This window comes from Streptomyces sp. NBC_00162, from assembly GCF_024611995.1.
Taxonomy (GTDB): domain Bacteria; phylum Actinomycetota; class Actinomycetes; order Streptomycetales; family Streptomycetaceae; genus Streptomyces.
In genome coordinates this window covers 2,480,275-2,496,082 of record NZ_CP102509.1, presented here as the reverse complement: position 1 = coordinate 2,496,082, position 15,808 = coordinate 2,480,275, and the positions used below count along the sequence as shown (strand labels likewise).

Annotated in this window: 12 protein-coding genes; 4 read left to right on the top strand and 8 right to left on the bottom strand. The window is 72.2% G+C overall.

Translation table 11 applies throughout. The features are described 5' to 3' along the window. Positions 1 to 15 precede the first annotated feature (15 nt). Both JIW86_RS11825 and JIW86_RS11820 read right to left on the bottom strand, forming a co-directional pair. Complete coding sequence (locus tag JIW86_RS11825; RefSeq protein WP_257553717.1) at positions 16 to 2,154, bottom strand: 3-hydroxyacyl-CoA dehydrogenase NAD-binding domain-containing protein; 2,139 nt, start codon at positions 2,152 to 2,154, stop codon at positions 16 to 18. After that, entirely contained in the window at positions 2,151 to 3,377 is a 1,227-nt protein-coding gene (locus JIW86_RS11820; protein ID WP_257553716.1) for a thiolase family protein, read from the bottom strand. Before JIW86_RS11820 ends, JIW86_RS11825 begins: the two co-directional genes overlap by 4 nt. Positions 3,378 to 3,711: 334 nt before the next feature. Between JIW86_RS11820 and JIW86_RS11815 the strand changes: the two genes are divergently transcribed. Continuing rightward, a complete protein-coding gene (locus JIW86_RS11815) occupies positions 3,712 to 4,914 on the top strand; it encodes an alpha/beta hydrolase (RefSeq protein ID WP_257553715.1) in 1,203 nt (400 codons plus the stop codon). A gap of 33 nt (positions 4,915 to 4,947) precedes the next feature. Here JIW86_RS11815 and JIW86_RS11810 read toward each other — a convergent pair whose 3' ends face one another. The 3 genes from JIW86_RS11810 to JIW86_RS11800 form a co-directional block, all read right to left on the bottom strand. Then, positions 4,948 to 6,231 carry a ribonuclease D gene (locus JIW86_RS11810; protein ID WP_215142980.1) on the bottom strand — a complete coding sequence of 428 codons (1,284 nt, stop codon included), beginning with the start codon at positions 6,229 to 6,231 and terminating at the stop codon, positions 4,948 to 4,950. Between the two features lie 124 nt (positions 6,232 to 6,355). Next, positions 6,356 to 7,018 (bottom strand): helix-turn-helix transcriptional regulator, encoded by a 663-nt coding sequence (locus tag JIW86_RS11805; RefSeq protein WP_069922445.1) that lies wholly within the window; start codon positions 7,016 to 7,018, stop codon positions 6,356 to 6,358. A gap of 272 nt (positions 7,019 to 7,290) precedes the next feature. Beyond that, a complete protein-coding gene (locus JIW86_RS11800) occupies positions 7,291 to 7,947 on the bottom strand; it encodes a DUF3000 domain-containing protein (RefSeq protein ID WP_257553714.1) in 657 nt (218 codons plus the stop codon). A gap of 91 nt (positions 7,948 to 8,038) precedes the next feature. On the opposite strand from JIW86_RS11800, the gene hemE reads away from it, so the two are divergent. After that, on the top strand, positions 8,039 to 9,103 hold the full coding sequence (gene hemE / locus JIW86_RS11795) for a uroporphyrinogen decarboxylase (RefSeq protein WP_257553713.1): 1,065 nt from the start codon (positions 8,039 to 8,041) through the stop codon (positions 9,101 to 9,103). A 40-nt stretch (positions 9,104 to 9,143) separates the two neighbouring features. On the opposite strand, the gene JIW86_RS11790 is transcribed toward hemE, so the two are convergent. The 3 genes from JIW86_RS11790 to JIW86_RS11780 form a co-directional block, all read right to left on the bottom strand. Beyond that, the gene (locus tag JIW86_RS11790) at positions 9,144 to 10,856 is read right to left on the bottom strand and encodes an alpha/beta hydrolase (protein ID WP_257553712.1); all 1,713 of its coding nucleotides are present in this window, start codon (positions 10,854 to 10,856) and stop codon (positions 9,144 to 9,146) included. A 117-nt stretch (positions 10,857 to 10,973) separates the two neighbouring features. Then, positions 10,974 to 12,356: an FAD-dependent oxidoreductase gene (locus tag JIW86_RS11785; RefSeq protein ID WP_257553711.1), complete on the bottom strand. Its 1,383-nt coding sequence runs from the start codon at positions 12,354 to 12,356 to the stop codon at positions 10,974 to 10,976. A gap of 58 nt (positions 12,357 to 12,414) precedes the next feature. Then, on the bottom strand, positions 12,415 to 13,422 hold the full coding sequence (locus JIW86_RS11780; protein WP_257553710.1) for a DUF4349 domain-containing protein: 1,008 nt from the start codon (positions 13,420 to 13,422) through the stop codon (positions 12,415 to 12,417). Positions 13,423 to 13,572: 150 nt separating this feature from the next. On the opposite strand from JIW86_RS11780, the gene hemG reads away from it, so the two are divergent. Both hemG and hemQ read left to right on the top strand, forming a co-directional pair. Next, positions 13,573 to 15,051, top strand: coding sequence for a protoporphyrinogen oxidase (gene hemG / locus JIW86_RS11770; protein WP_263862062.1), 1,479 nt, complete (start codon positions 13,573 to 13,575; stop codon positions 15,049 to 15,051). Positions 15,052 to 15,055: 4 nt separating this feature from the next. Then, positions 15,056 to 15,769, top strand: a complete 714-nt coding sequence (hemQ, locus tag JIW86_RS11765; protein WP_215142966.1) for a hydrogen peroxide-dependent heme synthase — start codon at positions 15,056 to 15,058, stop codon at positions 15,767 to 15,769. Positions 15,770 to 15,808: the final 39 nt, after the last annotated feature.

Genomic DNA, 15,808 nt, shown 5'->3' with positions numbered 1-15,808 from the left:
GGTCCGCGACCCGGACTAGGCCGGGACGCTCGCCAGGCCGGGGGCGAGGAACTTCTTGCCGTTCACGCGCTCCGAGACGCCTTCACGGTCCAGGTACGGCGTGACGCCGCCCAGGTGGAAGGGCCAGCCGGCGCCCGTGATGAGGCAGAGGTCGATGTCCTGGGCCTCGGCCACGACACCCTCCTCCAGCATCAGGCCGATCTCCTGCGCCACCGCGTCCAGGACGCGGTCGCGGACCTGCTCCTCCGTCAGGACGACATCGCCCTGGACGAGAAGGGCGGCGACCTCGGGGTCCAGCTCCGGCTTGAACCCGTTCTCGGCGGAGTACGTGTAGAAGCCGCGCTTGCCGGCCTTGACGACCGCAGCCAGGTTCGGGGAGACGGTGAAGCGCTCCGGGAAGGCGCGGTTCAGGGTCTCGGAGACGTGCAGACCGATCGCGGGGCCCACGAGCTCCAGCAGCACCAGCGGGGACATCGGCAGGCCGAGCGGCTCGATGGCCTTCTCGGCGGTGACCACCGGGGTGCCCTCGTCGATGACGTTCTGGATCTCGCCCATGAAGCGGGTCAGGATGCGGTTCACGACGAACGCCGGGGCGTCCTTGGTGAGGACCGCGGTCTTCTTCAGCTTCTTGGCGACGCCGAAGGCCGTGGCCAGCGAGGCGTCGTCGGTCTGCTCACCGCGGACGATCTCCAGCAGGGGGAGGATCGCGACCGGGTTGAAGAAGTGGAAGCCGACCACGCGCTCCGGGTGCTGGAGCTTGGAGGCCATCTCCGAGACCGACAGCGAGGAGGTGTTGGTGGCGAGGATCGCGTGCGCCGGGGCGACCGCCTCGACCTCCGCGAACACCTTCTGCTTGACGGACATCTCCTCGAACACGGCCTCGATGATGAAGTCCGCGTCCGCGAAGCCCTCGGCCTTGTCCAGGACACCGGTCACCAGGGCGGTCAGGCGGTTGGCCTTGTCCTGGTTGATGCGGCCCTTGCCGAGCAGCTTCTGGATCTCGGCGTGGACGTAGCCCACGCCCTTGTCCACGCGCTCCTGGTCGATGTCGGTGAGGACCACCGGCACCTCGAGGCGGCGCAGGAACAGCAGCGCCAGCTGCGAGGCCATCAGGCCCGCGCCCACGACGCCGACCTTGGTGACCGGACGGGCCAGGGACTTGTCCGGGGCACCGGCCGGGCGCTTGGCGCGCTTCTGGACCAGGTTGAAGGCGTAGATGCCGGAGCGCAGCTCGCCGCCCATGATGAGGTCGGCCAGGGCCGTGTCCTCGGCGTCGAAGCCGGCCTGCAGGTCGCCGTCCTTGGCCGCGGCGATGATGTCCAGCGCGCGGTAGGCGGCCGGAGCGGCGCCGTGCACCTTGGAGTCCGCGATGAAGCGGCCCTTGGCGACGGCCGCGTCCCAGGCCTCGCCGCGGTCGATCTCGTCGCGTACGACCTCGGTGGTGCCGTTCAGGACGTTCGCGGTCCACAGGAGCGACTGCTCCAGGAAGTCGGCGCCCTCGAAGATCGCGTCGGCGATGCCGAGCTCGAAGACCTGCTTGCCCTTGAGCTGGCGGTTCTGGTTCAGCGAGTTCTCGATGATGACCGAGACCGCGCGCTCCGCGCCGATCAGGTTCGGGAGCAGGGCGCAGCCGCCCCAGCCCGGGACCAGACCGAGGAAGACCTCGGGCAGCGAGAAGGCCGGAATCGCCTTCGAGACGGTGCGGTAGGTGCAGTGCAGACCGACCTCGACACCGCCGCCCATCGCCGCGCCGTTGTAGTAGGCGAAGGACGGGACGGCCAGCGCCGCGATGCGCTTGAAGACGTCGTGGCCGCCCTTGCCGATGGCGAGCGCCTCGTCGTGCTTCTTCAGCAGCTCGACACCCTTGAGGTCGGCGCCGACCGCGAAGATGAACGGCTTGCCGGTGATGCCCGCGCCGACGATGGAGCCCGCGAGGGCCTCCTGCTCGACCTGGTCGATCGCCGCGTTCAGGTTGGCGAGGGACTGCGGGCCGAAGGTGGTCGGCTTGGTGTGGTCGAAGCCGTTGTCCAGCGTGATGAGCGCGAAGCGCCCGGCGCCGAACGGCAGGTCCAGGTGGCGGACGTGCGCGGACGTGACGACCTCGTCCGGGAACAGCTCGGCCGCACCCTTCAGGAGCTCAGCGGTGGTGCTCACTTGGAGTCTCCCTCGGCGTTGAAGTTCGGGTTCTCCCAGATGACCGTGGCGCCCATGCCGAAGCCGACGCACATGGTGGTCAGGCCGTAGCGGACGTGCGGCTGCTCCTCGAACTGGCGGGCCAGCTGCGTCATCAGACGGACGCCGGAGGAGGCCAGCGGGTGGCCGAACGCGATGGCGCCGCCGTACTGGTTCACGCGGGCGTCGTCGTCGGCGATGCCGTAGTGCTCCAGGAACGCGAGGACCTGGACCGCGAAGGCCTCGTTGACCTCGAACAGGCCTATGTCCTCGATCGTCAGACCGGCCTGGGCGAGGGCCTTCTCGGTGGCCGGGATCGGGCCGTAGCCCATGACCTCCGGCTCGACACCGGCGAAGGAGTACGAGACGAGGCGCATCTTGACCGGGAGGTTGTTCTCCCGGGCGAAGTCCTCGGACGCGATGATCGCGGCGGTGGCACCGTCGTTGAGACCGGCGGCGTTGCCCGCGGTCACGTTGCCGTGCACACGGAACGGGGTCTTCAGGCCGGCCAGGTTCTCCAGCGTGGTGCCCGGGCGCATCGGCTCGTCGGTGGTGACCAGGCCCCAGCCCGTCTCACCGGCCGCTTCGTTGGTGTTGCGCACCGAGATCGGCACCAGGTCCTGCTGGATCTTGCCGTCGGCGTACGCCTTGGCGGCCTTCTCCTGCGAGCGCACGGCGTACTCGTCGGCGCGGAGCTTGGTGATCGTCGGGTACCGGTCGTGCAGGTTCTCGGCGGTCATGCCCATGAACAGGGCGGACTCGTCGACCAGCTTCTCGGAGACGAACCGCGGGTTCGGGTCGACGCCCTCGCCCATGGGGTGGCGGCCCATGTGCTCGACACCGCCGGCGAGGGCGACGTCGTACGCACCGAAGGCCACACCGCCCGCGACGGCGGTCACGGCGGTCAGCGCGCCGGCGCACATGCGGTCGATGGAGTAGCCCGGGACGGACTGGGGGAGGCCCGCGAGGATGCCGGCCGTACGGCCCAGCGTGAGGCCCTGGTCGCCGATCTGCGTGGTCGCGGCGATGGCGACCTCGTCGATCTTCGCGGGGTCCAGGTCCGGGTTGCGGCGCAGCAGCTCCCGGATCGCCTTCACGACGAGGTCGTCGGCGCGGGTCCCGTTGTAGATGCCCTTCGGGCCCGCCTTGCCGAACGGGGTGCGGACGCCGTCGACGAAGACGACGTCCCTGACGGTACGAGGCACGTTGGCTCTCCTCCAGGTGCGGGTGTGCACTGCTGCGCGGGGGCGGCTCGGCATGTGTTGCTGAGCGCCCGCTCACCTGGCCCATGCTACTTGCGGGTAACCAATGTGCACACCCCCTCCCCGAGGAGCGGCGAAGGTCACACCGCCCGACGCCGCGTGAGCCCCCTCGCGCCCCCGCCGTGCGCCCGGCCGATCGGAGCGCCCGGGGCTACCCGAACGGGTCGGCCGCCCGGCCGCCACGGCCACGTCGATGGCGTCGGGCACACATCCGTGCGAACCCTGGGCACGCCCCGGGCGACCGCCCCGGGCACACCGAGCGAACGGAGCGCAACCGATGGCATCGACCGTCCTCACCGCGGCAGCCCCTGTCCTCACCGACCACTACGTGGACCACAAGTCGACCATCCCGGCGAACTACGACGAGATGGCCAAACTCTTCGTCCGGGAACGCAACGGCACCAACGGCGGCCCGCGCAGACCCGTCCTCATGCTGCACGGCAGGAGCGTCCCGGCCCTGGCCGGCTTCGACCTGCAGCACAAGAAGTACAGCTGGGCCGAAGAGCTGGCCAAGACGGGCTTCGACGTCTTCGTCATGGAGCTCCAGGGATCCGGCCTGTCCACCCGCCCGAAAATGGACAAAAAGAAGAACGTCCAGCCCACCGAGGCCCAGCGCAAGCTCCTCGTCCCGAATCCGGACGCGCAGGTCGACCTGACCCCGCCGGAGTACAAGGCGCAGCTCAACAACTCCCAGAGCGACTGGGACGAGGTCGACACGGTCGTCGAGTTCATCAAGAAGCTGACCGGGGTCAAGAAGGTCGACCTCATCGGCTGGTCCGCTGCTGCCCAGCAGCTCGGGCCCTACGCCATCCAGCACCCCGACAAGGTGCGCAGCCTGTTCCTGCTGGCACCGATCTTCCCGCCGGAGGGCAGGCAGAGCCAGCCCCTGACCGACTTCGGTGCCCCCGTGGCACTGCCGGTCTCCGCACCGGCAGGGGCCTTCGGCTTCCCGATGAGCCTCGGCACCAAGTTCGGGCTCGACAGCAGCTGGCGGAACGACCTGAAGTGCCCGGACCAGCGCGAGGCCGACATGGTCGACGTGGTCTGGAAGGCGATGATGCAGGCCGACCCCGTCGGCGCCAAGTGGGGAGGGCCCGTGCCCGGGAGCCCGGAGGGGCTCAACCGCATCCGCAACTCGTACTGGTGGGGCTGGAACCGCACCACCGTCCCCATGCACGACACGCTCGGCAACAAGGTGCCCGTGTGCATCGTGTACGGGGAGCACGACTCGATCGTCAACACCGCGCCCCACCTGGGCCTGCTGTACTTCTCGGTGCCCGAGCTCTACAAGGCCATCCCCGGCTCCAAGAAGCTGATGTTCTGCATCGCCTGCGCGGGTCACCAGATTCCCTGGGAGCGGGTGCACAAGACGGTGCACACCATGTCCGAGCACTGGCTCAAGCACGGCAAGGTCGAGGGCGCGACCAGCGGCAGCTACTACCGGGACGAGGACGGGGTCCTCACTCCCGTGGAGGACTGAGGACCCCGTCGTACGCGTCCGTGGCAGGTCTGCTCAGGCCGTGGCCGCCAAGGCCGCGACCAGCGCCGGGGTCACCTGCTCGACCTGCCACGGGCGGGCGCCGTAACCCGCCAGGGCCTGCGCCACCGTCTCCGCCTCGAGCCGCTGCGGCGGCTCCCAGCACACCCGGCGGACCGTGTCCGGGGTGATCAGGTTCTCCTGGGGCAGGTTCAGCCCCTCCGCCAGCGCCGATACGGCGGCGCGGGCCGCCGACAGCCGGGCCGCGGCGGCCGGGTCCTTGTCCGCCCAGGAACGCGGCGGCGGGGGACCGGCCGGGGTCGCTCCGGGCTGCGGCAGCTCGCTCTCGGGCAGGGCCTTGGCCCGGTCCACGGCGGCCATCCACTGCTCCAGCTGGCGCCGGCCCATGCGCTGCCCGTAGCCGGGCAGGGCGGACAGGGTCTGCACGTTCGTCGGCAGGGCCAGGGCGGCCTCGACGATCGCGGCGTCACCCAGCACCTTGCCGGGTGACACGTCACGCCGCTGGGCGATCCGGTCCCGCGACTCCCACAGCTCCCGTACGACCGCCATCTGGCGACGGCGGCGCACCTTGTGCATGCCGGACGTACGGCGCCACGGGTCCTTGCGCGGCGGCGCGGGCGGTGCGGCGGCGATGGCGTCGAACTCCTGGTGGGCCCATTCCAGCTTGCCCTGCCGGTCCAGCTCCTCCTCCAGCGCGTCCCGCAGATCGACCAGCAGCTCCACGTCCAGGGCGGCGTAGCGCAGCCACGGCTCGGGAAGCGGGCGGGTCGACCAGTCGACGGCGGAGTGGCCCTTCTCCAGCGCGTAGCCGAGCACGCTCTCGACCATCGCGCCCAGTCCGACCCGCGGGAAGCCGGCCAGGCGGCCGGCCAGCTCGGTGTCGAACAGGGAGGTGGGCACCATGCCTATTTCGCGCAGGCACGGCAGGTCCTGGGTGGCGGCGTGCAGGATCCACTCGGTGCCGGACAGTGCCTCGCCGAGTGTGGAGAGGTCGGGGCAGCCCACCGGGTCGATGAGCGCGGAGCCCGCCCCCTCGCGGCGCAGCTGCACCAGGTAGGCGCGCTGGCCGTAGCGGTATCCGGAGGCGCGCTCGGCGTCGACGGCCACGGGGCCGGTGCCCGCGGCGAAGGCCGCGACCACTCGGGCCAGGGCGTCGGCGTCGGCGACCACCGGGGGGATCCCCTCACGGGGTTCCAGCAACGGAATCGGCGGCCCATCGGACGAACTGACGACGTCGTCCGGGGGGCCGCCCCCGGTGGTGGTGCGCAGGTCTGCTGCGGTCTCTTGGGCGTCGGTCACCGGTCAAGGGTATCCGTGGATGCGACGCGCCCGTCGCCGGAGTGATCCGTCGACGGGCGCGAGAGGGAAAGGCGGACGGTTCCCGGGGTTTCCCCGGCGTTCGCCCGGGAGCCTCGGGCAGCTCCTAGTGGATGATCCCGGTCCGCAGGGCGACGGCGACCATCCCGGCCCGGTCGCCGGTGCCCAGCTTGCGGGCGATCCGGGCGAGGTGGGACTTGACGGTCAGGGCGGACAGGCCCATCGAGACGCCGATGGCCTTGTTGGACTGGCCCTCCGCGACGAGGCGCAGGACCTCGACCTCGCGGCCGGAGAGCTCGCGGTAGCCGCCCGGGTGGCTCGGGGCACCCGGGGGGCGGCGGTGCATACGGGCGGCGGCAGCGCCGATGGGGGCGGCGCCGGGCCGGCTGGGGAGCCCGATGTTGGTCCGGGTGCCGGTGACGACGTAGCCCTTCACTCCGCCCGCGAGGGCGTTGCGTACGGCGCCGATGTCGTCGGCGGCGGACAGGGCCAGTCCGTTGGGCCAGCCCGCGGCGCGGGTCTCGGAGAGCAGGGTGAGACCGGAACCGTCGGGCAGGTGTACGTCGGCCACGCAGATGTCGCGCGGGCTGCCGACGCGGGGGCGGGCCTCCGCGATGGACGACGCCTCGATCACGTCACGTACTCCGAGGGCCCACAGATGGCGGGTCACGGTGGAACGGACGCGCGGGTCGGCCACGACGACCATGGCCGTCGGCTTGTTCGGGCGGTAGGCGACCAGGCTTGCGGGCTGCTCGAGAAGAACGGACACCTAGGCCTCCTGGGGGAGTGGCGGGACGGCCGGCTCGGGGAAGGAAGCCGGTGCGAACCGTGCGGATGGTCACTGACTCCTTCGGCACGTCACCCGCCCGGCTTTAGGGAATGATCACGATTTGGTGAGTAACAATTCGGGCAATTCGGACGCACGATCGATCATAGGGTGATCAGAAGCCCGCAACGGACGCCCCGTTCCGACACTCCTTCGCGGGCTTCGCCCGTCCGTTCCCCGATGCCGCGGCCCACAGCGGCCGGACGGCCCCGCCGTTACGGGTGGTGCGGACCGCGCCGCTGTGGCAGGGAGACCACGCCCGTGACGCTGTCGGTCGGCCCCACCGGCGGCAGTCCCGCGATCTGGCACAGCAGCTCGCACCACGCCGACAGGTGGGCCGAGGTGTCCGGCACCCCGCCCACGCCCTCGCGCGGCGTCCAGGAGGCTCTGATCTCGATCTGCGTCGCCGGCCGCCGCTCCGCGAGCCCGCCGAAGTAGTGCGAGCTCGCCATGGTCACGGTCCCGCTCGCCTCCCCGTACGCCAGCCCGCGCGCCTCCAGCGCCCCCGTCAGCCAGGACCAGCACACCTCGGGGAGGAGCGGGTCCGCGGCCATCTCCGGCTCGAGTTCCGCCCGTACGAGTGTCACCAGCCGGAAGGTCCCGTGCCAGGCCTCGTGTCCGGCCGGATCGTGGAGCAGGATGAGCCGGCCGTCGGCCAGGTCGTCCTCGCCGTCGACGACGGCCGCCTCCAGGGCATAGGCGTGCGGCGCCAGTCTCTGGGGCGGCTTGGTGGGGTCGATCTCGATCCCCGGACGCAGTCGCGTCTTCTTCAAGCCGTCGACCGCCCGCCGGAACGGGAGCGGGACGGAGCTCTCCTTCGCGCTGTCCATACCGTCAGCGCCATCTGAAAATCGTCCCTGAGCCGCAGCCATGCGGGGAAGACTAGGCGGAATGAGCGCCCGTACGGCGCAGGGACACCCGCACCGAGCCGTGCAACTCTTCATACGTGCGAAGATTTGGGTCGTGAGCGCCAACGAGACCCCCAAGGGCCAGCCGAGTCAGACGTACGATTCCGCCTTCCTGAAGGCGTGCCGGCGCGAGCCGGTGCCGCACACCCCGGTGTGGTTCATGCGGCAGGCCGGGCGCTCGCTCCCCGAGTACCGCAAGGTGCGCGAGGGGACCCAGATGCTGGAGTCGTGCATGCGGCCCGACCTGGTCACCGAGATCACGCTCCAGCCGGTGCGCCGCCACAAGGTGGACGCGGCGATCTTCTTCTCCGACATCGTCGTCCCGCTGAAGGCCATCGGCGTCGACCTGGACATCAAGCCGGGCGTCGGCCCGGTCGTCGCCCAGCCGATCCGCCGCCGCGAGGACCTCGCACAGCTGCGCGACCTCACCCCTGAGGACGTCTCGTACGTCACCGAGGCGATCGGCATGCTCACGGGTGAACTGGGCGCCACGCCGTTGATCGGATTCGCGGGCGCGCCTTTCACCCTCGCGAGCTACCTGGTCGAGGGCGGTCCCTCGAAGAACCACGAGCACACCAAGGCCCTGATGTACGGGGACCCGGAGCTGTGGGCGGACCTGCTGGACCGCCTCGCGGAGATCACCTCCGCCTTCCTGAAGGTCCAGATCGAGGCCGGCGCCTCCGCCGTCCAGCTCTTCGACTCCTGGGTCGGCGCGCTCCCCCCGGCGGACTACCGCCGCTCGGTGATGCCCGCGTCCGCGAAGGTCCTGGAGTCCGTCGCCTCCTACGGAGTCCCGCGGATCCACTTCGGCGTGGGCACGGGCGAGCTCCTCGGCCTGATGGGTGAGGCCGGCGCGGACGTCATGGGCGTCGACTACCGGGTCCCGCTGGACGAGGCCGTGCGCCGGGTCGGCCCGGGCAAGGCCCTCCAGGGCAACCTGGACCCCGCGGTGCTCTTCTCCACCACCGAGGCCGTCGAGGCCAAGACGGACGAGGTCCTCTCCGCCGCCGCCGGCCTGGAGGGTCACGTCTTCAACCTGGGCCACGGCGTCCTGCCGACGACGGACCCGGACGCCCTGACCCGCCTGGTGGACTACGTCCACACCAAGACGGCCCGCTGAGCAACGGCCCGCTGAGCCGGGCAAGATCCAAAGGGTGACATCAGCCGGTCCGGTCCGGCCGCCAGGCCGGTGGCCAGGTCCGGATCGGCTGGTCATCCGCGGCCGGCACCACGGTCCTGGTCCAGCCGGGTCGTAGCGGCCAGGACGTGAACGGTGGCGCCTTGCGTCCGGCCGCCTCGGCCGGACGGGGTGACGCGGCCTGCGACTTCGGCTCCCGCACGGTCGTGAACGGCGGGGTGTCCTGCCCGCACCGCGCCCCCTGCGGCGGCAGCGCCCCGGTCAGGACGTACCGGACCACATGGCGCTTCACACAGGCGCTCGGGTTGTCCAGCGCGGTGTGCCCGTAGCCGTCGAGCGTCAGCAGCCGGGCCCGGGCGAGCTCCGCGGCCATCGCCTGCCCGGCGCGGTACGGGGTGGACGGGTCGTGCACCGTGTTGACCACCAGTACGGGGTGCGCGGTGGTCCGGTTCCACGGACCCGCGTACGGGTCGGCGGCCCGGGCCGGCCACGCCGTGCAGGGCTCGTTCGCCCACGCCCACCACCGGCCGAGCGCCCCGGCCTGCCGCACGGCCCGCTTCTCCAGCTCGGCGTCGCGCCCGGGGGAAGCGGGGTTGGGGCTTTCCGCGCACATGACCGCGAGCGACTGCTCGAACCCGGGATAGCGGGCGGGCCCGGACGGCGTCGGGGATTCGTCGGGGGCCCGGCCCTCCCACAGCGACTGAAGGGTGTCGGCGGTCCCGTTCCAGCCCGGGTGCACGGTGTACAGGTCGCCGCGGACCTCGCTCACCGCGCGGGCGTACGTCCAGCGTCTGACCGGCCGCTCGGCGAGGCGCGCCAGCAGGGTGTCGTACTTGGCCCGGGTCGCCGCCGGGCTCCCTGCGGAGAAGGGGCAGCCGGACACCGGCGCGCGGCCGCAGTGGTCGAGGAACTGCGTGAGCGTGTCGGCGGAGCCGAGGTGCGAGCCGAGGCGCAGGAAGGTGTTCGGCTCGGGCTCGCCGCCCGCGCCGCCGTTCATCCACGCCCGCGGGTCGACATTGCCGTCGACCACGAGCCGCCCGACCCGGTCGGGGAACAGGTTCGCGTACGTCGCGCCGAGCAGGGTGCCGTACGAGATGCCCCAGTAGCGCAGCCGTTCCTCCCCCACCGCCCGGCGGAGCAGGTCCAGGTCACGCGCGGTGTCGGCGGTCGAGATGTGGCGCAGCAGCTGCGGATCCCGCCGCTCGCAGCGCTTCGCGAGGTCGGCGTACGCGGCGGTGAACGCCCGCTGCTCCTCCCTGCCCACCGGGAACGGCGGGACGTGTTCGTGCCAGGCCGAGGCCTCGCCGGCGGTGTCGAAGCAGCGCACCGCCGTGCTCTCCCCGACGCCGCGCGGGTCCCAGCTGACGATGTCGAAACGGTCCTTCAGCTCCTGCGGGAACTTGCCGTACAGCTCGGGCAGTCCGAGGGTCCCGGGGCCACCGGGCCCGCCGGGGTTGAAGAACAGCGACCCGGCGCGCCGCCCGGGCTCGGCCGCCCCGTGCCGGATCAGCGCCAGGTCGATCGTCCGGCCCGACGGGGCGGCGTGGTCCAGCGGCACCTTCGCCACCGCGCACTCGAAGCCCCCCTGCGCCGCCTGCGCCGGCCGCGTGCACGGCTGCCAGCGCAGCAGGAGGGCTTCGCCACCGCCGCCCGGACCGCCTGCCGACGCCACACCGGCCGCCGACAGCAGTGCCAGCAGGGCTCCAGCCGCCACGCCCACGCCGGTACCGCGCATCGCGGGTCCCTTCCGTACGCAGAAGACGGGCCCCGCGCCGTGCCGACGGGCCCCGCTGCCATGACATCGGCGGCAGGGCCACCGGGCAACCGACACGCGTCCGAACGGGTAAGGAGGTCAGACCCCCGCCGAGCGGACCGCCGAGACCGCCTTGCGGGCCGCCACCAGGATGGGGTCCCAGACCGGGGAGAAGGGCGGGGCGTAGCCCAGGTCCAGGGAGACCACCTGTTCCACCGTCATGCCCGCCGTGAGGGCGACCGCCGCGATGTCCACCCGCTTCGCCGAGCCCGCACCGCCGACGATCTGGACGCCGAGGAGGCGGCCCGTGCGGCGCTCCGCCAGCATCTTCACCGTCATCTCCGCCGCGCCCGGGTAGTAGCCCGCGGTGGTGGTGGAGGTGATGGTGGCCGTCACGAAGCGCAGGCCCGCCTCCAGCGCGTCCCGCTCGCGCAGGCCCGTACGGGCGATCTCCAGCTCGCAGACCTTGCTGACCGCCGTGCCGACCACTCCGGGGAAGGTCGCGTAGCCGCCGCCCACGCCCGAGCCGATGACCTGGCCGTGCTTGTTGGCGTGCGTGCCCAGCGGGATGTGCCGGGTGCGGCCCGCGACCAGGTCCAGGACCTCCACGCAGTCGCCGCCCGACCAGATGTTCTCGTAGCCGCGGACCCGCATCGAGAGGTCCGTGAGGATGCCGCCCGAGGGGCCGAGCGGGAGGCCGGCGGCGCGGGCCAGGGCCGTACGGGGCTCCACGCCGATGCCGAGCACGACCACGTCCGCCGGGTACTCTTCGCCGCCCGCGGTGGCCACCGCGCGGACCCGGCCCTCCTCGTCGGTGAGGATCTTCGTCGCCTCGGCGCGCGAGACCGTACGGATCCCCATCCGGTTCATCGCGCTGTGCACCAGGCCGCCCATGTCCGGGTCCAGCGTGGCCATCGGCTGCGCGCCGCGGTGCAGGACGGTGACCTCGTACCCCCGCCCGACCAGGGCCTCGGCCATCTCCACGCCGATGTAGCCCGCGCCGACCACGACCGCCCGGCGGCCCTCGGTCCGCTCCAGTGTGTCCATCAGGCGCTGGCCGTCGTCCAGGGTCTGGATGCCGTGGACCCCGTGCGCGCCGATGCCCGGAAGCCGGGGCCGGACCGGGCGGGCGCCCGTCGCCAGGACGAGCTTGTCGTAAGCCGTCCAGGATTCGGATCCCGTGTCCAGATCTCGGGCGCGGACCCGCGATCCCGGGAGGTCGAGTTCCACGACCTCCGTGCGGGTGCGCAGGTCGATGTCCCGGGCCCGGTGCTGCTCCGGGGTGCGGGCGATCAGGTCGTCCCGCTCGGGGACCCGGCCGCCGACCCAGTACGGGATCCCGCACGCCGAGTACGAGGTGAAGTGCCCGCGCTCGAACGCGACGATCTCCAGCTCCGCCGCGCCCTTGAGCCGCCGGGCCTGTGACGCGGCGGACATGCCCGCCGCGTCACCGCCGACCACCACCAGTCGTTCCGCCGCCATCGTCCGTACCGCCCTTCACCGCCGTCAGATGGTGAACACGCTACGGCCGAACGCGCGTTCAGTCCTGTACGTCGGCCTCCGCGGCGCCATCCGAAGGCGAAGGCGACGTCGAAGGCGCCGGCCGGGCCGCCGGGACCGCGACCCTCTTCGGGACCAGACCCGTCTTCGGCTTCGCCGGGCGGAACCTCCGGTACAGCCGGAACCCCAGCGCCACCAGCGCGGCCGTCAGCGCGAACGGCAGCAGCGCGCCGACCGCCACCGTCAGGTAGCGCACGATCTTCGTGAAGACCTCCCAGCCGCCGCGCAGGGCGCCCAGGAAGGTGGGGTCCTTCTCCTTCTTCTTCTCCTCCGCCACCGGCTTCGCGGCCGGCTCCGAGACCTCCAGCGTGATCGTGCCCAGCGAGGTCTGGTCCTTCAGCGCCGTCTGCTGGGCCAGCAGCGACTCCAGGTCCGACTGGCGGCGGCTCAGCTCGCTCTCGAGCATCACCACCTCGCTGAGCGCCGAGGCCTTGCCCATCATCTCCCGCACCCGGGCCACGCTGGCCTGCTGCGACGCCACCCGGCTGCCGATGTCGGCGACCTTCTCGGTGACGTCCTGCGCGTCGACCTTGCGGTGCAGGAGCTTGCCGCTGCCCTCCATGGCGCTGAGCACCGCGTCGTAGCGCTCGCCCGGCACCCGCAGGGTGAGCGTCGAGGTCATCCGGCCGTCCCCGCCGCGTTTGGTCGACTCGTTGCCGACGTAGCCGCCCGCCCCGTCGGCCGCGGTGCGCGCCGCGGCCAGGGTCTTCTGGACGTCCTCCGTCTCGATGCCCAGCGTTGCCGTACGGATGACGTTGGGCCGGACGGCGACCGGCTGCTGCCCGTTCTTGTCGGCGGAGCCGGCACCGGACGCCGCCGCTCCCTTCGCACCCTCCGGAGCCTTGTTGCCCTGGGCGGGCGCGACCGCCGCCTTGTCGCTCGCGCTGTCCCGGCTCCCGTCGGCGCCGCAGCCTGTGAGCACGAGGGCTCCGGCCAGGGACAGGGCGGCCAGGGCCGCCGCGGAGCGCTGTCTGTGCGGAGTGCGCATCGTGTCAAACCCCCGAGTTTCGGCTGGTGTTGCCGTTTCGACGTAAAGAGTCCCGTCGCGGGTTTCACTTCGGCGGTCCCGGGCCGATCCCGATGCGGTCACGGTCCGGCCTCGGTGCCCGGCCGGTGATCGGTCTGAGACGATGTGTCCATGCACGAAGCGGACATGCGTACGGATCGCCCCGGCCGGACCCGGCACGTGGTCGTCATCGGCGGCGGCATCGCGGGGCTCGCGGCGGCCCACAGGCTGCTCACCGCGGGCGTGCGCGTCACCCTGCTGGAAGCCGGCCCGCTGCTCGGCGGCAAGCTGCGCGCCGGTGAGCTCGCCGGCGTCCCCGTCGACCTCGGCGCCGAATCCGTGCTCGCCCGCCGCCCCGAGGCCGTGGACCTCGCCCGGGCCGTGGGCCTCGGCGCGGCCCTCCAGCCGCCCGCCACCGCCACCGCCCACCTGTGGACCCGCGGCGCGCTGCGGCCGATGCCGCGCGGGCACGTCATGGGGGTTCCCGGCGACCTGCGGCCGCTCGCCGCCTCGGGGGTGCTCTCCCCGGAGGGCCTCGCCCGGATCGAGGCCGAGCGCACGCTGCCGCCCGCCGAGCTCGGCGAGGACGTCGCCGTCGGCGAGTACGTCGCCGCCCGGCTGGGCCGCGAGGTCGTCGACCGGCTCGTGGAACCGCTGCTCGGCGGGGTGTACGCGGGCAACGCCTACCGCATCTCGATGCGGGCCGCCGTGCCCCAGCTCTTCGAGGCCGCCCGTACGCACACACTGCTGGGCGACGGGGTACGGGAACTGCAGCACCGCGCGGAGGCGCAGCCCCAGCCGGCCGGTCCGGTCTTCGCCGGCATCGACGGCGGGATCGGACGGCTCCCGGCCGCCGTGGCCGAGGCCTGCCGCGCGGCCGGGGCCAGGATCGCCACCGGAACCCCCGTCCGCGAGGTCGTCCGTACCCCTGAGGGCTGGCGGGTCGTCGCCGACGCGGAGGTCATCGAGGCCGACGGCGTGATCCTGGCGACCCCCGCCGGCCCCGCCGCCCGGCTGCTCGACGGGCTCGCGCCGGCCGCCGCGGCCGAGCTGCGCGGGGTCGAGTACGCCTCCATGGCCCTGGTCACCATGGCCTTCCGCCGCTCCGACCTGCCCGCCGCCATCGCCGAGGGCGGCGCGAGCGGGTTCCTCGTACCGCCCGTCGACGGGCGGACCATCAAGGCCTCCACCTTCTCCAGCAACAAGTGGGCCTGGGCCGGGGCCGATCCGGAGCTCTTCCTGCTGCGCACCTCCGTCGGCCGGCACGGCGACGAGAAGGACCTGGGGCGCGAGGACGCCGAACTGGTCGACGTCTCGCTCACCGACCTCGGCGCGGCCGTGGGCCTCGCGGCCCGGCCGGTGGCCTCCACCGTCACCCGATGGGAGGGCGGGCTGCCCCAGTACCCGGTCGGCCACCTCGGCCGGGTGGCCGGGATCCGCACGGCCGTCGCGGCCCTGCCCGGCCTCGCGGTCTGCGGGGCGCTCTACGACGGCGTGGGCATTCCGGCGTGCATCGCCAGCGCGGGCAAGGCGGCGGACGCGGTGATCGCCGCCTTCGGTGCGGGTTCGGCACCCCTGGCGCAGACCACTGATCAGCACACGGGACAATAGGCACATGACTGCACCAGAGAAGATTCCCAACGCGGGGAAGAAGGCGAAGGACCTCAACGAGGTCATCCGCTACACCCTGTGGTCCGTCTTCAAGCTGAAGGACGTCCTCCCGGAGGACCGCGCCGGCTTCGCCGACGAGGTCCAGGAGCTGTTCGACCAGCTGGCAGCCAAGGACATCACCGTCCGCGGCACCTATGACGTCTCCGGCCTGCGCGCCGACGCGGACGTCATGATCTGGTGGCACGCGGAGACCGCGGACGAGCTGCAGACCGCGTACAACCTGTTCCGCCGCACCAAGCTGGGCCGCGCCTTGGAGCCGGTCTGGTCGAACATGGCCCTGCACCGCCCGGCCGAGTTCAACAAGTCGCACATCCCGGCCTTCCTGGCCGACGAGACCGCCCGCGACTACGTCAGCGTGTACCCCTTCGTGCGCAGTTACGACTGGTACCTGCTGCCCGACGAGGACCGTCGCCGTATGCTCGCCGACCACGGCAAGATGGCCCGCGGTTACCCGGACGTGCGCGCCAACACCGTCGCCTCGTTCTCCCTGGGCGACTACGAGTGGCTGCTGGCCTTCGAGGCCGACGAGCTCTACCGCATCGTCGACCTCATGCGTCACCTGCGTGCCTCCGAGGCCCGTATGCACGTCCGTGAAGAGGTGCCCTTCTACACCGGACGCCGCAAGTCCGTCGCCGATCTGGTGGCCGGGCTCGCCTGATACCTCCCCTGGGGGGAAGGGCCGGAGGATCACTCGTGA

Coding starts and splice junctions, on each gene's coding strand:
- JIW86_RS11815 (WP_257553715.1), top strand. CDS start 3,712: ATGGCATCGACCGTCCTCACCGCGGCAGCCCCTGTCCTCACCGACCAC.
- JIW86_RS11800 (WP_257553714.1), bottom strand. CDS start 7,947: ATGGCTGCGGCTCAGGGACGATTTTCAGATGGCGCTGACGGTATGGAC.
- JIW86_RS11780 (WP_257553710.1), bottom strand. CDS start 13,422: ATGCGCACTCCGCACAGACAGCGCTCCGCGGCGGCCCTGGCCGCCCTG.
- JIW86_RS11790 (WP_257553712.1), bottom strand. CDS start 10,856: ATGCGCGGTACCGGCGTGGGCGTGGCGGCTGGAGCCCTGCTGGCACTG.
- hemG (WP_263862062.1), top strand. CDS start 13,573: ATGCACGAAGCGGACATGCGTACGGATCGCCCCGGCCGGACCCGGCAC.
- hemQ (WP_215142966.1), top strand. CDS start 15,056: ATGACTGCACCAGAGAAGATTCCCAACGCGGGGAAGAAGGCGAAGGAC.
- JIW86_RS11785 (WP_257553711.1), bottom strand. CDS start 12,356: ATGGCGGCGGAACGACTGGTGGTGGTCGGCGGTGACGCGGCGGGCATG.